Source organism: Vibrio sp. 2-1-2a (assembly GCF_032648565.1).
Classification (GTDB): domain Bacteria; phylum Pseudomonadota; class Gammaproteobacteria; order Enterobacterales; family Vibrionaceae; genus Vibrio; species Vibrio diabolicus.
The window spans coordinates 125,954-142,228 of sequence record NZ_WBOH01000007.1 but is presented as its reverse complement, the minus strand read 5'-3'; the positions used below and the strand labels follow the sequence as shown (position 1 = coordinate 142,228).

Annotated in this window: 13 protein-coding genes; 1 reads left to right on the top strand and 12 read right to left on the bottom strand. The window is 46.1% G+C overall.

Features of this window, described 5'->3' with window-relative positions:
- Window positions 1-353: 353 nt before the first annotated feature.
- From F7Y48_RS18840 to F7Y48_RS18800, 9 genes are all read right to left on the bottom strand, one after another.
- Window positions 354-770, bottom strand: coding sequence for a hypothetical protein (locus F7Y48_RS18840; protein ID WP_005396167.1), 417 nt, complete (start codon window positions 768-770; stop codon window positions 354-356).
- Complete coding sequence (locus F7Y48_RS18835) at window positions 754-1,806, bottom strand: formate dehydrogenase subunit gamma (RefSeq protein WP_316685247.1); 1,053 nt, start codon at window positions 1,804-1,806, stop codon at window positions 754-756. Before F7Y48_RS18835 ends, F7Y48_RS18840 begins: the two co-directional genes overlap by 17 nt.
- Window positions 1,807-1,820: 14 nt before the next feature.
- Complete coding sequence (gene fdh3B, locus F7Y48_RS18830) at window positions 1,821-2,429, bottom strand: formate dehydrogenase FDH3 subunit beta (protein ID WP_005377536.1); 609 nt, start codon at window positions 2,427-2,429, stop codon at window positions 1,821-1,823.
- 11 nt (window positions 2,430-2,440) lie between these two features.
- Window positions 2,441-5,296 (bottom strand): formate dehydrogenase subunit alpha, encoded by a 2,856-nt coding sequence (locus F7Y48_RS18825; RefSeq protein WP_316685246.1) that lies wholly within the window; start codon window positions 5,294-5,296, stop codon window positions 2,441-2,443.
- Window positions 5,297-5,306: 10 nt separating this feature from the next.
- Window positions 5,307-5,507: a twin-arginine translocation signal domain-containing protein gene (locus F7Y48_RS18820; protein ID WP_316685245.1), complete on the bottom strand. Its 201-nt coding sequence runs from the start codon at window positions 5,505-5,507 to the stop codon at window positions 5,307-5,309.
- A gap of 73 nt (window positions 5,508-5,580) precedes the next feature.
- Window positions 5,581-6,207, bottom strand: a complete 627-nt coding sequence (locus F7Y48_RS18815; protein WP_104971687.1) for a molecular chaperone — start codon at window positions 6,205-6,207, stop codon at window positions 5,581-5,583.
- Window positions 6,208-6,216: 9 nt separating this feature from the next.
- Window positions 6,217-7,878, bottom strand: a complete 1,662-nt coding sequence (locus F7Y48_RS18810; protein WP_020903769.1) for a 4Fe-4S dicluster domain-containing protein — start codon at window positions 7,876-7,878, stop codon at window positions 6,217-6,219.
- 308 nt (window positions 7,879-8,186) lie between these two features.
- Entirely contained in the window at window positions 8,187-8,816 is a 630-nt protein-coding gene (locus F7Y48_RS18805) for a DUF3306 domain-containing protein (protein ID WP_316685244.1), read from the bottom strand.
- The gene (locus F7Y48_RS18800; protein WP_005396177.1) at window positions 8,806-9,270 is read right to left on the bottom strand and encodes a DUF3305 domain-containing protein; all 465 of its coding nucleotides are present in this window, start codon (window positions 9,268-9,270) and stop codon (window positions 8,806-8,808) included. The genes F7Y48_RS18805 and F7Y48_RS18800 overlap by 11 nt, the downstream gene beginning before the upstream one ends.
- A 315-nt stretch (window positions 9,271-9,585) precedes the next feature.
- On the opposite strand from F7Y48_RS18800, the gene F7Y48_RS18795 reads away from it, so the two are divergent.
- The gene (locus F7Y48_RS18795; RefSeq protein WP_258507345.1) at window positions 9,586-10,419 is read left to right on the top strand and encodes a formate dehydrogenase accessory sulfurtransferase FdhD; all 834 of its coding nucleotides are present in this window, start codon (window positions 9,586-9,588) and stop codon (window positions 10,417-10,419) included.
- Window positions 10,420-10,780: 361 nt separating this feature from the next.
- On the opposite strand, the gene F7Y48_RS18790 is transcribed toward F7Y48_RS18795, so the two are convergent.
- From F7Y48_RS18790 to F7Y48_RS18780, 3 genes are all read right to left on the bottom strand, one after another.
- Entirely contained in the window at window positions 10,781-12,373 is a 1,593-nt protein-coding gene (locus F7Y48_RS18790; RefSeq protein ID WP_012841837.1) for an ABC-F family ATPase, read from the bottom strand.
- 217 nt (window positions 12,374-12,590) lie between these two features.
- Window positions 12,591-14,630, bottom strand: coding sequence for a cache domain-containing protein (locus F7Y48_RS18785; protein ID WP_199803935.1), 2,040 nt, complete (start codon window positions 14,628-14,630; stop codon window positions 12,591-12,593).
- Entirely contained in the window at window positions 14,620-16,071 is a 1,452-nt protein-coding gene (locus tag F7Y48_RS18780) for a sigma-54-dependent transcriptional regulator (protein ID WP_005396186.1), read from the bottom strand. Before F7Y48_RS18780 ends, F7Y48_RS18785 begins: the two co-directional genes overlap by 11 nt.
- Window positions 16,072-16,275: the final 204 nt, after the last annotated feature.

The following is a 16,275-nucleotide window of genomic DNA, read 5'->3' as shown; positions in this document are numbered from 1 at the left end:
GAGAGCAAGATGCCTTAATCAAACATCCTCCGATAGAGATTCCTCTGTATGCGTAGACTGAATGTATTGATGGCAATTTTCACGTATGCAACTCTTTGAATTTCTGAGCGCAGCGTACTTTAACGGGACGATGAATCCTGAGTAAATGAACAATAGCGTGAGTGAGACTAATGTCTCATCGCGACGCGATTTTTTTACATGTTTCTTACTTAACTATGATTTTCTGCCCAGTTACGTAAATTCACTCAATAAGTTGCATCAAGTATCACCTGTGGGACTCAGCGCTTCATATTTGAGACATGACAGCAACAAAAAAACCGCCTATTACGGCGGTTTTGCTTAAAGAATACTGATTAAAGGTTTGGACCTGTCGATGGTCTGTGTGGTTGGTTATTGCGCAGTTGCTGCATCCCTTGAAACATTCGCATAAACCACACCAAGATGGCTAATGCAGCAAACACCATCCCTATCCAAGGAATAAAGTAAGCGATGGTTTCAAGCAAAGTACTATGCAACCAATAATCACTCACGCCAACGAGTACACCGTTAGAAGTCGCGACGGTGACGATCAACACAACAAAAAACGTCAGGTAGAGAAAGAAGGTACGAATTAAACCGTAGTAATGAGAAATCACTACGTCGCTGTCTTCTCCCTTATCTAATCGGTAACCCGCATAGATAATTGCGATAACGCCTGAGATCAGAAACGTAAACGGGGTCAGACAGCTCAGGATGTACGCAACCCAAATCCCGTTATGAGGTTTGTTCATTCGCTTTCGCTCCTTTTGCTTCCGTTTGTGCCGTATCTGTTTCGCCCATCGCTTCTTTGGATTTCACTTCTTCATACCAAAGATCGTGATGCTCTTTCGCCCATGTTTCATCAACTTCACCTGTAACCATGCCTTCTAGCGCACCTTCCATACCGAATAGACCAATATAGATGTGGAAGATAAAGCCACAGATTAGAATCAGTGCCGAAATCGCGTGAACTAAGTTAGAAAGCTCCATGTCACGGCGAGTTTGGCCAAAGATAGGAAAATCTAGAACTAAGCCACTCACTGCCGCGATAGCACCAAAGAAGATCAATAACCAATAGATTGCCTTCTCGCCACCGTTTGAGAAACCAGCTGACGGATGTGTGCCTTTGTGTTTACCAACCATACCGCCCATTTTCATGAACCAACGAACATCAGTCATGTTTGGAATCGACTTGCGCCACCATTTAAAGAGCACGAGCATCAGCAAAATGAAGAACAATGGTCCCATGTAATTGTGGTACTGCTTCGCCAACATCACGATAAAGCCCCAGAACTCAGTAGGAACGTACGGTTTTAAGAAGTGCTTACCGTAAACCAGCATCAAACCACTGAATGCCAACGTTAAGAATGTAAACGCCATACTCCAGTGAAGCGCGCGGTCTAAACGAGACCAACGCTTCATCTTTTTACCAGTACGCGGCTTGCTAAGCATTAAAGGGCCAACGAGTACGTAAGCCATGATTACCATTGCAATACTGCCGAAAATCGCGACAGCACCAGCTGGAGACATCCACTTCTCTTTTAGAATGTACCAAGTCTCACCAGGTTTACTGATCAATACGCCATGTTCTGGCGATTGAGACGTGGTGTAGCCTTCTTGCCCCTCTCTGACTTCGCGCCAATAGTCTGCCCCGGCGAGTTGCGTGATCTCCTGTTGAATAACTTTAGAAGATTGTTCCTCTGCTGAAGCAGGCATTGCGAAAGTCAGCAGCAATGTCGTCATCATTGACAGCATTGCTAGAGACGCACGTTTAAGCGTGTTTAACATGTGCCTCTCCTTACTTAGCTTTTCGTCGCATCGTAAGAAAGATCGTTTCCGTCTGTCCAACCTGCGTTTTTCGCGCCGCGTTCTACCACACGTTGACGGAAAATGTCAGAGACTTTCTCTGCGTCACCCGCAAGCAGCGCTTTGGTTGAACAAAGCGATGCACACATTGGTAACTTGCCTTCTGCGATACGGTTCGCACCGTATTTTTGGCGCTCTTCCTCAGAGCCAGGCTCTGTTTCTGGGCCGCCCGCACAGAAAGTACATTTATCCATTTTGCCACGTTCACCAAACGCTTCTTGTTTAGGGAACTGAGGTGCGCCAAACGGACAAGCAAACAAACAGTAACCACAACCGATACACAGATCTTTATTGTGAAGAACGATCCCGTCTTCGGTATGTTCAAAACAGTCTGCTGGACAAACTGCCATACAAGGCGCATCGGTACAGTGCATACAAGCAACAGAGATGGAGTTTTCACCAGCTTCACCGTCGTTCAGTGTTACCACGCGGCGACGTTGAATGCCCCATTCAAGAGCATCGTCGTTTTCGTTCTTACATGCAGTAACACAGCCGTTACACTCGATACAGCGTTTGGTGTCACATAGAAATTTCATTCGTGCCATTGTCAGACTCCTTACGCTTTACGAATGTTACATAGGGTTACTTTGGTTTCCTGCATCAAGGTAACCGGGTCGTAACCGTAAGTGGTTGCCGTGTTGGCCGATTCGCCAACAACGTAAGGCTGTGTACCTTCTGGGTATTTAGGACGTAGGTCTTCACCTTCGAACTTACCGCCAAAGTGGAACGGAATGAACGCCAAGCCAGGTTTCACACGGCGTGTTACCATCGCTTTCACCTTGATTCGTCCCTTCTCTGCACCTTCAACCCAAACATCATCACCATCTCTGAAACCAAGGTCGTTCGCGTCTTTCGGGTTCACTTCGACAAACATTTCTTGTTGAAGCTCGGCAAGCCATGGATTTGAACGCGTCTCTTCACCGCCACCTTCGTATTCAACCAGACGACCAGAAGTCAGAACGATTGGGTACTCGCCAGATTTGTCTTGCTCTTGAATGGATTTATACAACGTAGGAACACGGAAGATCGCATCTTTGTCGTCCCAAGTTGGGTAGTCCGTTACAAGGTCACGACGTGGTGTGTACAGTGGTTCACGATGCAGTGGTACGCGGTCTGGGAACGTCCAAACAATCGCACGCGCTTTCGCGTTACCAAATGGGATACAACCGTGCTTGATCGCGACACGCTGAATACCGCCAGAAAGGTCAGTCTTCCAGTTTTTACCCTCTGCTGCCGCTTTCTCTTCAGCCGTTAGGTCGTCCCACCAACCAAGTTGTTTCAACAACTTGTCAGTGAATTCTGGGTAACCGTCTTTGATTTCACAGCCTTTCGAGTAACTGTCTTCTGCAAGAAGGCTCTTGCCTTCAAATTCCACACCAAAGCGCGTACGGAAGTTACCACCACCTTCTGCAACCGTCTTAGACGTATCGTACAGAATGTGTGTACCTGGGTGTTTCATTTCCGGTGTACCCCAACATGGCCAAGGTAGACCGTAGGTTTCACCGTTTACAGGGCCACCTTCCGCTTCCAATGTGGTTTTGTGGAACGTATGCCAGTTTTGTTGGTGCGCTTTCAAACGCTCTGGGCTTTGGCCTGTGTAACCAATCGTCCACATGCCTTTGTTGAATTCACGCGTTAGGTCTTCAATCACCGGCTGGTTGTTTTCAACACGGATGTTTTTGAACAGAAGATCGGAATAGCCCAGTTTCTTCGAAAGCAAGTACATGATTTCATGGTCTGGTTTTGATTCGAACAAAGGTTCAATCACCTGATCACGCCATTGTAGAGAGCGGTTAGAAGCGGTAACACTGCCGTATGTTTCAAACTGTGTTGTTGCAGGAAGCAGGTAAACGCCGTCGGTACGGTCGTTCATTACCGCAGCAACCGTTGGGTATGGGTCCACAATCACCATCATGTCCAACTTCTGCATCGCTTTTTTCATCTCAACACCACGTGTTTGAGAGTTCACTGCGTGTCCCCAGTAGAACATTGCACGGATGTTTTCGCGTTGACGAATGTTGTCTTTGTTTTCCAATACACCATCAACCCAACGAGATACTGGGATACCTGCACTGTGCATTGGTTTCTGACCGCTATAAGCGTTGTCATCGAAACGACCTTTAATCCATTCGTAATCGATTTCCCACACTTTTGACCAGTGACGCCAAGCACCTTCAGAAAGGCCGTAGTAGCCCGGTAGCGTGTCAGAAAGTACGCCAAGGTCGGTTGCGCCTTGTACGTTATCGTGACCACGGAAGATGTTTGCGCCGCCGCCTGATTTACCAATGTTACCAAGCGCTAGCTCAAGCACACAGTAAGCACGTGTGTTGTTGTTACCAGTAGTATGCTGAGTACCACCCATACACCAAACAATACAGCCTGGGCGATTTTCAGAAAGCAGTTTTGCTGTTTGGTAAACGTCTTCTTCGCCTACGCCTGTTACACGCTCAACTTCTGCTGGCGTCCACTTCGCCACTTCAGCACGGATTTCATCCATACCGAATACACGTTGACGGATGAACTCTTTATCTTCCCATTGGTTTTCGAAGATGTGCCACAACACACCCCAAATGAATGCAACGTCAGAACCAGGACGAAGTGATACATAGTGATCCGATTTTGCTGCCGTACGTGTACGACGAGGATCCGCTACGACGATCTTACAGTTGTTCTTCTCTTTTGCGATCAGAATGTGCTGCATCGCTACTGGGTGTGCTTCAGCTGGGTTTGAACCAATGAACAGCATCGACTTACAGTTGTGCATGTCATTGAAAGAGTTGGTCATCGCACCGTAACCCCAAGTGTTTGCTACGCCCGCCACGGTTGTTGAGTGACAAATACGCGCTTGGTGGTCAACGTTGTTAGTGCCCCAAAGTGATGCCATTTTGCGGAACAAGTACGCTTGTTCGTTGCTGTGCTTTGCGCTTCCCAAGAAGTAAACCGAATCAGGGCCAGACTCTTTGCGGATGTCCATCACCTTGTTACCGATTTCTTCGATCGCTTGATCCCAAGAAAGCTTTTTCCACTTACCGTTTTCAAGCTTCATTGGGTATTTAAGACGGCGCTCTCCGTGACCATGTTCACGCAGTGCTGCGCCTTTTGCACAGTGACCACCGGCGTTAAATGGGTGGTCGAATGCAGGCTCTTGACCCGTCCAAACACCATTTTGAACTTCTGCGTAAATACCACAACCCACTGAACAGTGAGAACAGATAGTACGTTTTACTTCTGTTTTCGCTTCTGGATCGACTGATTTTGCTTGCGCTTTTTTCATCATTCCCGGTGCGAATAGACTAGCACCAACCACTGCGCCACCAGCGGCAAGCGAAGTGTTTTTCATGAATGCACGACGAGATACGCCAAGCTGGTTCGTTTCTTTGCTCACACTGTCGGAGCGTTTGACAAGTTTCATCCGTTATCTCCTAAAGTGTATTGTAGTAATCGCGAATGTGTTGAGTTTCACGATACCCTTTCTTCTTCACGTCTTTTTCAGAAGGCTCAACCGTTTCTGAAGCAACGGCCACTTTCGTGGTTCCCGCAACAACAGCACCAGCAACGGCAGCGGTTGTGAAGCCTTTTAGGAGATCCCTACGGCTTGTGTTTATTTCTTTATTATCTTTCATCATTGCTTCCTTACCTTACGGTAGATCTTTGGAGACTCATGCCTCTCTATCGATATGACCAAGTACTGCTCGATTACTCGTAATCAGTGACGTTTTTCACATCAATTTTTAATTTGTTCTTACTGCTTTTGGTGTTCACGCTAAAGCGCACTTGCTCTAACGTTAAAAACGCATCGCAAAGCTGTGCAGCTGGCTTGTAGAAGTTCACGCTTTCTGCGTTCTCTAGTTGGCGCGTAAAAGATTGGAACCAAGGGGCGATGTGTTTGTTAAACACCGCTTGTTGAAGTTCTTCCTCTTCACCCGTCAGCATTGCCATCACTTCGCACAGTGCAGAAATATGGTCTTCAGGCTCTTTCACGTTCTCTTCTCGTTCGATGCCTAAAAGATCCAAATCGCGACGAATTTCCGCTAACGGTTTTTCCATCATCGAGCCAGTGCGATGCCAAGACCCGAATGGCACAACTTCACCACGTCCAATGCCAATAAACAGATCTTGATATTCTTCTTCTAACGCTTCTCGCTGCGCTTCGTTCGCGGCTTGTTGCAGTGCGAGCCAAGCTTTTTGCATCGCGCTCTCAGACGGTTCAATTTCTAGCGATTTCAGGAACGCCAGCATTTCATCACTTGGCGCACTACGAAAAAGTGCGGATAAAACGAGATAAATGTCTGTTCTCAGTGTTTGTTCTTGTTGTGTATCCACTGCGAGCTCCTAGTATTTCAATTGATTCATTGGATCTGCAGCCATCGATTCAAACATGTCGATCACACGACAGTCTTCACACATGGCGATGCGATTAATGGCAGCTTCATCAGAGAAATGAGAATGACCACGAAGCTTGTTTTGCAGCATGTCGATCATCGATTGCGGAGCAAAAGGCTTGTGACAGCGAATGCACTCGGCAGCCTTTTCTTCATGAATCACAACCGCTTTCTGGCGTTCTTCTTTCACCCAGTTCATACGAGGAGTAAGCGTCAGCACTTTCTCTGGACACGCTTTCTCGCACAGCCCACATTGAATGCAGTCTTGCTCGACGAATTTAAGCGACGGAGATTGGCCGTCCGTATGCAATGCACGTGTTGGACACACCGCCACACAGCTCATGCACAACGTGCAATCTTTATTTTCACAAGAGACTGTGCCGTAAGGTGCGTTCGCTGGAAGCTCAACAATGTTCTCAACTGGAATACGCGATGCTGACAACGCATCCAACGCCGTAAATAGACGCTGACGTTTGTTACCTTGCAAATCACCTAATGCCAAATCAAAAGACTCGGTACAAAGTGTCGGAGCACCTTCACGTAGTGACTCTAGATACAGAATGTCGATGGTTTCTTTGGCGATACCAAGTTGGTCGAGCAGCTCTTGAGCAATACCTACTTCGCTATTAAGCACACGAATAATGGTTTGAGGCATAAAACGCGAAGCAGCAAACAGCACCTGAGTGGCACCGTTCACAAGCGCGGCAAACCAAGTATCTATACCAACCGAAGGCAGTTCTTCCACCACAATTGGAATCACATTATCTGGCAATGCTTTTAGTGCCATCACGTTGTAGCTCTCGTGGCGAGAACTACAAATCAATACGATAGGATCTAAACCACCCGCTTGCTCATAGTTGGCTAGCGTACGTTCAATAAACTTTTGTGTATCTTCGGGGTTTGGCAATGCGTAATGAATCGCTTCTGTCGGACACGCTGTAGCACAAGTACCCACGCCTTGGCACAGGTATGGGTTGATCTCGATTCGATGGCCCGTTTTGTCGCTGCCTTCACTTGATAGTGCCCCTGCCGGACAAGCATCCACACAACGTTCGCAACCTTTTACGCCACGAGAGCTGTGTGCACATAGATCGGTATCTAAACGGAAGAATTTCGGTTTATCGAATGTCCCCATCAAGGTTGGAATTTCTTCCAACGCCTCAGCCAGTTTCGGATAGCCACGACCAACTGGGTAGTAGCCCGGTACTGGTACTTCTTCCGACATGCAGCTGTTTAGGCAAAGATCGAGTACGATATCGAAACAATCGCTATTGATCGCGACCTTGGCAAGATTGTTGGTCGAACCATGATTTTCAATCAGAACTTCAAACGTACCTAAGAACCCTGAAACCTGAACCGAATTGGCGTAGTAAAGCTCGGGATTTGTTCCCTTTTCGCCATCGGTAGAAAGCAGCGTTAGGCTGTTCATTTGCGACAATTGCGCTGCCGCACTTTCGATGATTGCCGTTGGACCCACAATCAAAGTATTACCGCCGCTTTCATAGCTTACGGTTGGTGGAATAAGATTGGTCAACTCTACGGTATTTTCGAAAGCGTACAGCCTCGCTTTACCGTTATTGGAAGTTGCTTGTTCTAATAATTGTTTCAGCATTGCTCAATTCCATTTATGAACATGGATAGTCTTTTCCATCTCTTAGTGTAGTTAGCGCCGGAGATTCTGCTGATTAACTTATCAATGAGCATTCTTATTCCGCCATCTATAGGCGATGAATACTACGCAGTGGGTCCGTACTAACTTCAACCAGATTGGTATTGAGCAACAAATAGCAAATGTCATGCCAATAAAATATAAATTAAAATTCAATCACTTAGATATTTTGCCGACAAATAGTAGGGATAAAAAAACCGGTTGAGACATTTTGTCCCAGCCGGTTCATTGAGTGTTTAGTCAAAATGTACCTATTCTTTGTGTGGTATATTTTGTCTCACCTCGTTAGGCGGTGATTCCTCAGCAAAAGTATCACTTTCACCGGACACTGTATTTATATACAGTTCATTTTCATCTTGGGTAATTCCGGCACTTTTTTCGGCGTTTGGTTCTGTGTCTTCAACCACTTCAGATGCGATATCGTCAGCGTTAAGTTCAGATCCTTGCGTCGTTTCAACGTCTGGTTCTTCTTCCACTTTTTCTTTAACCCAATCACGCAGCGTCTCTGCGACGTCTTTAGAAAGTGACTTTAAGTTACTGTAATCATCATCGTAATCGTCTAGGCCATCACGCACGTTAAATTCTTCGGACAAGAACATTTTGCGCAGCGCGGCTTTCTTAACGCTTTCTGAAGCTTCAGAAACCAGCAGTTGCGCCACAGACATTTCTTCGGGCTTTTCAGTCTCTACACTCGCGGTAATGTCTGGAGCCTGACTAACCTCATTGACGTTCAAAGCGTCTGAGCTTTCGTCAGCGTTTGAAAGCGCTGTGACACTATCTTCGGATTGCTCCGTCTCTGCTATCGGCGTTATCTCTTCATCATGTTGGGAAGATTCTTCTAATTTACGTTTCGACCAACGGCTTAAAAAACTAGTTGCCATTTGCTCTGCCCGCTCCTTTGCGTTTCTTACGTCTTACTTCTAACAGCTCACCGTGGCGACCGATAAAGGCTTCCATCCAAGCCTGAACGGCTAACGGCATATCGTTGGATAGTACAAGGTTGTCGCCATCCATATATTGCGCCGCGACAGATTGTGAAGCCGTTAGTAGCTGTATCGCTGGTTTTTCACCAGACTCGACGTTATCCATCACTAAAAAAAGTTTAGGTTGCTGAGAGCTTAAGTTAAAGCGGTAGTCTGTACGCTCGTCTTTGTGCAATTGCAACAGACAAACATCTGGAGTCTCTTCCGTCGGATTTAGCGCAAATCCCGTCAACTGCCATTGGGTTGTCACCCAAATCCCTGTACTGATCTCATGCTCAACAAGCTCTACGCCAATTGGCCATGCGTCTTCAGTCTTCTCGTAATTGTTCTCGAAATCTTTCTTATCCGACATAACTCACCCAGTTTTTCTATTTTGGTCTGAAAACTCACAGGACATTTTGACCTTGGCTTTCATCCATTTCATCGCTACAAAGCAATAACCGCGCCAAATCAATCCTATACACAGCGCTATACTCAAGTACCAAAGTAGTTGAAACTCAAATTTATTGATGTGTCATTACTGCGATATCGCAGTTTTAATGCATTGTTGACATAAAACCTCGCAATTTTTATGGGAACCGCTATTTTGGAACGAGATTTGCTTTGCTAACCACTTAGCAAGCTAAATGCGTAGCAACCTAACGCTCTTAATCACTAGGACACGACTGTGCTGAAACCAAATATTATTAAAACCAGTGAAAATCCCCTGCAAACCATTGAAGTCGATGTGTACGACGAGTACGGCGAAAAGCTCACAAAGCAAATCGCTTGCGAGCGTCCTCTTACGGTCATGCTGAACTGGAAAGAAGTGGTCACGCTCATGACGCTAGGTTCGCGTCCAGAAGCGCTAGTATTGGGTTATTTAAAAAACCAAAGCTTCCTGTCCGATCCAGCCGCAATTGAATCCGTCATTATTGACTGGGAAACGCATTCCGCAGCGGTGATTACTAAAGAAAATACCGAACATTTAGAAGGCGCTCTGAAAAGGAAAACCGTCACATCTGGCTGTGGTCAAGGCACCATGTATGGCAATGTGATGAAACAACTTGAGAACTACCAAGTGCCTCAAGTTCCGCTTAAACAATCAGAAATTTATTCTGCGCTGGAAGCGTTAACTCATTACAACGACACCTACAAAAAAGCGGGCGCAGTACACGGCTGTGCGGTTTGCAAAGGGAATGAGGTGTTGTCATTTGTGGAAGATGTCGGCCGCCACAATGCTGTGGATACGCTTGCAGGTGAGATGTGGCTCAAAGAAGAAACAGGTGAAGATAAAATTTTCTACACAACTGGTCGCCTTACTTCAGAGATGGTGATTAAAGTGGCTCAAATGGGCATTCCTGTTCTGCTTTCTCGCTCTGGCGTTACTCAAATGGGGTTAGATCTTGCGAAACAATTTGGTATTACGACCATTGCGCGTGCGAAAGGTTTACGCTTCCAAGTATTTACCGGAGCCGACAAAATTGAGTTTGATGTGAAAGGCGAAAGTGCATCTCGTTAACGAGAAAATAATACAAAACCGTCGATTCGTGTAAACTTATAACAATTGGGATAAGTAAATCATCACGTTATGAAGGCTTAATTAAACGATATAAGTCAGAAATAGCAACATGTGTTGTAGCAATGCAACGCTTGCTTTAATTGATGCTAACTACAGCTCATTCACAAAGGATGTGAACTATGGACAATGACCAACTGTGGAATTTTTTGCTCACGCCCAGTGGCATCATGCTCTCAATGATCATTACATTTGGTGTCGTCGGCATATATGCGTATATAACCGGTCAGTTTAAGGATTAAGACCAATATAAAAAGCCTCGCTAAATAGCGAGGCTTTTGCTTTTTAAACACTTCGCGAGTAATTACGCGTCAACGCCACGAGATTTTAGGAACTCAGAGTACGTGCCTTTGAAGTCCGTGATCTTGCCATCGCGAATTTCGATAATACGAGTTGCTAGCGAGTCTACGAATACACGGTCGTGAGATACGAAGAACAACGTGCCTTTGTATTGCTCAAGCGCGGTGTTCAAAGATTCAATCGATTCCATGTCCATGTGGTTGGTTGGTTCGTCCATTAGCAGCATGTTTGGCTTGTGCATCATCAGCTTACCAAGCAACATACGACCTTGCTCACCACCAGACAGTACTTTTACTGACTTCTTAATGTCGTCTTGACCAAACAGCATACGACCAAGGAAACCACGAACGACTTGCTCGTCATCACCTTCTTGACGCCATTGACCCATCCAATCCGTTAGGTTCATGTCTTCTGCAAAGTCATGCGCGTGGTCTTGCGCGTAGTAACCGATATTTGAGTTTTCAGACCATTTGTACTCACCTGCACGCGGTTCAAGCACACCAGCAAGCGTGTTTAGAAGTGTTGTTTTACCCACACCGTTCTCACCGATGATCGCAACGCGCTCACCCACTTCAAAAATTGCATTGAAGTCTGAGAACAAGTCCTCTTCGAAACCTTGGCTTAGGTTTTCAACAATCAGAGCGTTACGGAACAGCTCTTTCGACTGTTCGAAACGAATGAATGGGTTTTGACGGCTAGACGCTTTAACTTCATCCAGTTTGATCTTGTCGATTTGCTTCGCACGAGATGTCGCTTGTTTTGCTTTCGATGCGTTTGCTGAGAAACGTGCAACGAACGTTTGTAGCTCAGCAATTTGTGCTTTCTTCTTCGCGTTGTCGTTTAATAGACGTTCACGAGCTTGAGAAGCTGCTGTCATGTACTCATCATAGTTACCTGGGTAAATGCGCAGTTCACCGTAATCCAAGTCAGCCATGTGCGTACATACTGAGTTTAGGAAGTGGCGGTCGTGCGAGATGATGATCATGGTGCAGTTACGCGCATTTAGCGTGTCTTCCAACCAACGAATCGTATCCATGTCCAAGTTGTTGGTAGGTTCGTCAAGCAGCATAACGTCTGGGTCTGCGAATAGAACTTGCGCTAGAAGCACACGAAGTTTCCAGCCCGGCGCCACTTCGCTCATTAGGCCGAAGTGCTGCTCCATTGGAATACCCACCGCAAGAAGAAGCTCGCCCGCTTTGGCTTCTGCCATGTAGCCGTCCATTTCCGCAAACTGAACTTCTAGATCAGCCACTTTCATGCCGTCTTCTTCACTCATTTCAGCAAGTGAGTAGATGCGGTCACGCTCTTTCTTCACTTCCCATAGCTCTTTATGACCCATGATAACGGTATCGATCACCGTAAATTCTTCGTAAGCGAACTGGTCCTGGTTCAGTTTTGCAACGCGCTCGTTTGGATCGTAACTCACGTTACCGCTGGTTTGCTCAAGCTCGCCGCTGAGGATCTTCATAAAGGTTGATTTACCACAACCGTTAGCTCCAATTAAGCCGTAGCGATTACCTTCGCCGAACTTAACTGAAATGTTTTCGAATAGCGGCTTAGCGCCGAATTGTTGAGTAATATTCGCTGTGGAGATCAAAACCTTTACCTTAGCAATTGGGGTGTATTTAGAAAAACCGGGCAACGGTACTTGTTCATGCTACATACTGCAAGTGTTGTTTTTATTAATTCATCGCTAGTGAAACCATCGCAGTGCTTCTTCAAAGCAAAAAGCTCAAGTACAAATGCGTCATTGAATACAAAAAAGAGCCAGTATTATAACTGGCTCTTTCTTCCGTAATGCTTACAACAAGTGACTAAGCGATATTCGTCACCTCTAGGATCAGCTCGGCTTTTTTAGGTAAATAAATACTGAATTTACTGCCCTTTCCCCATTCCGACTCGGCTTTTAGCTCACCACCCGTTTGGCTGAGGATACTTTGAGAGACCGACAGCCCTAACCCTGTGCCTTCTCGCTTCGTCGTGTAAAATGGTGAGAAGATTCGATTCAAGTTTTCTGGCTTAATACCGCAGCCCTCGTCAATAACATGAATCGCGGCTCCTTTCACTTCTCCCTCTTCAATCCAGTCTTCACTGACTACTGTTAAAGTGCCTTTGCCGTTCATTGCGTGAATGGCGTTCATTTGCAGGTTAACTAAGATTTGTAGCAAATGATGGCGGTTTATCTCAACTGACGTATGTGCTTGTAGATCAGTCACAAACTCGACGTCGCGTTTCTTGGTGCCCGTTTTAACCAAGGTGATGCTTTCATCAATTATAGGATTGACATGTTGCCAAGTGATTTCATCTTGAACACCGCCCTGGCGACTGTATTGCAATAAACTGCGCGTGATATTGCGAATACGATCGATTTGCGCGTGAATAGCATCAATCTCTTCTTGTACTCGACTTGCATCGTCACCCAACTCAAAGTGGATCAACTCCACGTTGCCAAGGATCACGGCGGTTGGGTTATTAATTTCGTGAGCAATCCCCGCGGTGAGTTCTCCCAGTGCTGCCAGTTTTTCATGAACAACGAGTTTGTCGCGAGTTTGGTTGAGCAGTTGAATATGCAGCTCTAAATCTTGGGTTTTTTCTCTAAGGCTTGCTGTGCGCTCTTGAACTTTGCATTCAAGTTGTGCTGCGGAGTTCTTCAGTTCAATTTTGCGCTCTTCTAGCGCGTCTAACATATCATCAAACTGTCTGGCTAACTGCGCAAGTTCATGATCTGCATCTAAGCCCAATGGACCAATCCGTTTTTCTTTTCCTTGTTGGACCTGCTTAACTACTTTATGAATGCGTTCGATCGGCCGAAACAGATCATAAGAACCGCGATATACCATCACGCCGGAAACCAGCAATAACATAATGGTAATCAAGCTAATTTCGGCAATGTTGGTCATGTAGGCTTTTACGAATGGCCACATTAGGTAACCGGTATAAAGCATACCAATGACGTTGTCGTATTGGTCTTTGATCGGTTGATACGCCGTAATATACCAAGCGTCATACACATAGGCTCGGTCAACCCACTGCTCACCTTTTGAAAGTACTTGGTTATACACTTCTGCGCTCACGCGAGTGCCTATGGCGCGCCCTAGCCTATGCTCGCTGTCTAGAGGAACGTTGGTGCTTACACGCAAATCATCAAGAAATACGGTCAATGTGCCAACCGGACGAAGGCGATCATTATCGCTGAGATAGATTAAGTCGCGAATTTGATCTACCAATACAGTGCTGTTATTGAGAAGCAAACCACCATCAAGAAAGCCGATCAAATCATTCGTTTGGCTATGTACAGGAATCACGGTTCGACTGACTAACCCACGCGCTTCCATGCCACCATCGGCAAGAATAGGCACTTCCGCTCGTTTAGCAAGTTCAGGATCGAGGCGTTCGAGTTCTTCTTTATTGAGTACATCAAAAAACGATTCTCGCTTAGTGAGATCCATAAAGCGGAATTTGTTTTCCATCGAGTTGACGCGTTGGAAAGAGAGAAAATCTAAAGCATATCTTTTCTTCTGCTCAGTGACCCACTTTTGCAGCTCATCTTGCGGTATCCCTTGATTGATGCGAATACGAAAATCGTATGAGTCAGCAAACGCACGTACGTAATTCGATTGCTTTTGCTGTAACAACGTTACGCTGTTATTCGCAACACCAAGACGTTCAGAAACATCCAGCAGTGCATTTTGCCACGTATAATGGATGGACCAATAAATGGTAATCCCGATCAGGGCTATCAAAGTCAGAAAGATAGGTGCGGAGGTTAAAAATAATAAGCGATAACGCACCATGGTTTTAAAACGGTGCGTCCATTTCGACAATCCTTTGTGCTGCGGGCCGTTAGTCGGCATATTCCTCATCCTCAGAATCCCATTCTTTATACTTACGTTCTAAGGTCTTACGCGCAACGCCTAAGTCACGAGCAGCGGCTGATTTGTTGCCTTCGTGCAAATTAACGACCTGTTTTATATGCGCTTTTTCGACTTCTTTCAGAGTCCAGTTGTTTGGATACCCCTCACCGGTGAACTCTCTACCTTCTTTAAATGTCGGTAGTTCAGCAGAGTGAGAAACAGTAATCGACACATTAGGCAATGAGTGTCCACCGTTTAGCTCCCGCCAATAATGCGCAGGCGGTTTGCCAAGCAAAATGCATCGCTCAATCAAGTTTTTCAGTTCACGAATATTGCCTGGCCAATCGTACTCACTCATGGCTTCCATGTCCTCGTGCGCCCATTTTGGCGCAGGCATACCAAGCTCCCGCGTCAGCATATTGCTGAAAAATGGCACGAGCTCAAACAAATCGGTTTTACGCTCTCGCAGCGGACACACTTCGATTTTGAGCACATTCAAACGGTAATACAGGTCACTGCGGAAGTTTCCTTGGTTGACCTCTTCTTGCAGATTACGGTTAGTTGCCGCCACGATACGGACATCAATGCTGATTTCTTTTTCTGAACCAACAGGACGGATAGTTCGCTGTTCCAAAACTCGTAACAGCGACGCTTGCATTGCAAGTGGCATTTCCCCAATTTCGTCAAGAAATAAGGTGCCACCGTTCGCAACACGGAACAAACCTTCACGAGATTTTTTCGCACCGGTAAACGCCCCCGATGTATGACCAAATAACTCACTTTCAAGTAGCTCTGGCGCAATGGCGCCACAGTTGATTGGCACAAATGGGCCCGTTCGCCCACTCGCTTGGTGAATACCTCGCGCAACCAGCTCTTTACCCGTACCCGACTCACCTTCCACCAAAACAGAAGCACGCGACGGTGCAAACTGGTTAATAAGCTGCTTAAGCTGACGCGTTTTTTCTGAACCACCGATGATCTCGGAGGTATTGTGACGTTGGTAATCGCGCTTCATGGCGTACTGCATGCGCTCGTTCAAGCGACGATCCATGCAGCGGCTGACCGCTTTTAGCATTTGTTCTAGGTTGAAGGGCTTGAGGATAAAGTCGGAAGCACCAAGTTGAAGTGCGCGAATAGCAATCTCTAAATCCGCATAGCCCGTCATGAAGATCACATCGGCACGTTTGTCGTCATCTTCAAACGCTTCTTCCCACTCAATCCCAGAGCGCCCCGGCAGATTAATATCCAGTAAAATCAGATCATAATGTCGAGAATTACGCAGTTGCTCTGCTTCTTCGATGCTGCCAGCAGTGTCGACATGTGAGAAAAGCTTCCCCAATGCCTTTTTCAAAATGGCTTGCATGCCCAATTCATCATCAACGACCAGTACGGAAAAGGCGTTATATTGTTGGTTTGTACTAATATGGGATTGAGTAGACATATTTACCCCAGATGGCTTCGGATGGGACAGAGTGTACCAAGTTTAAACAGAGATACCCTACAAAAAGTGCGACATTTTGTACCAACGCAAACTTTTGTGCAAATAACCCCATGATTTAGTGCATAAATCGAGCACTTTTCGCTTGTAAAAGGTTGGCATCTTGTTTGCTATAAGGTGGCTACAGGGCGTATTCAAGTGATCTCA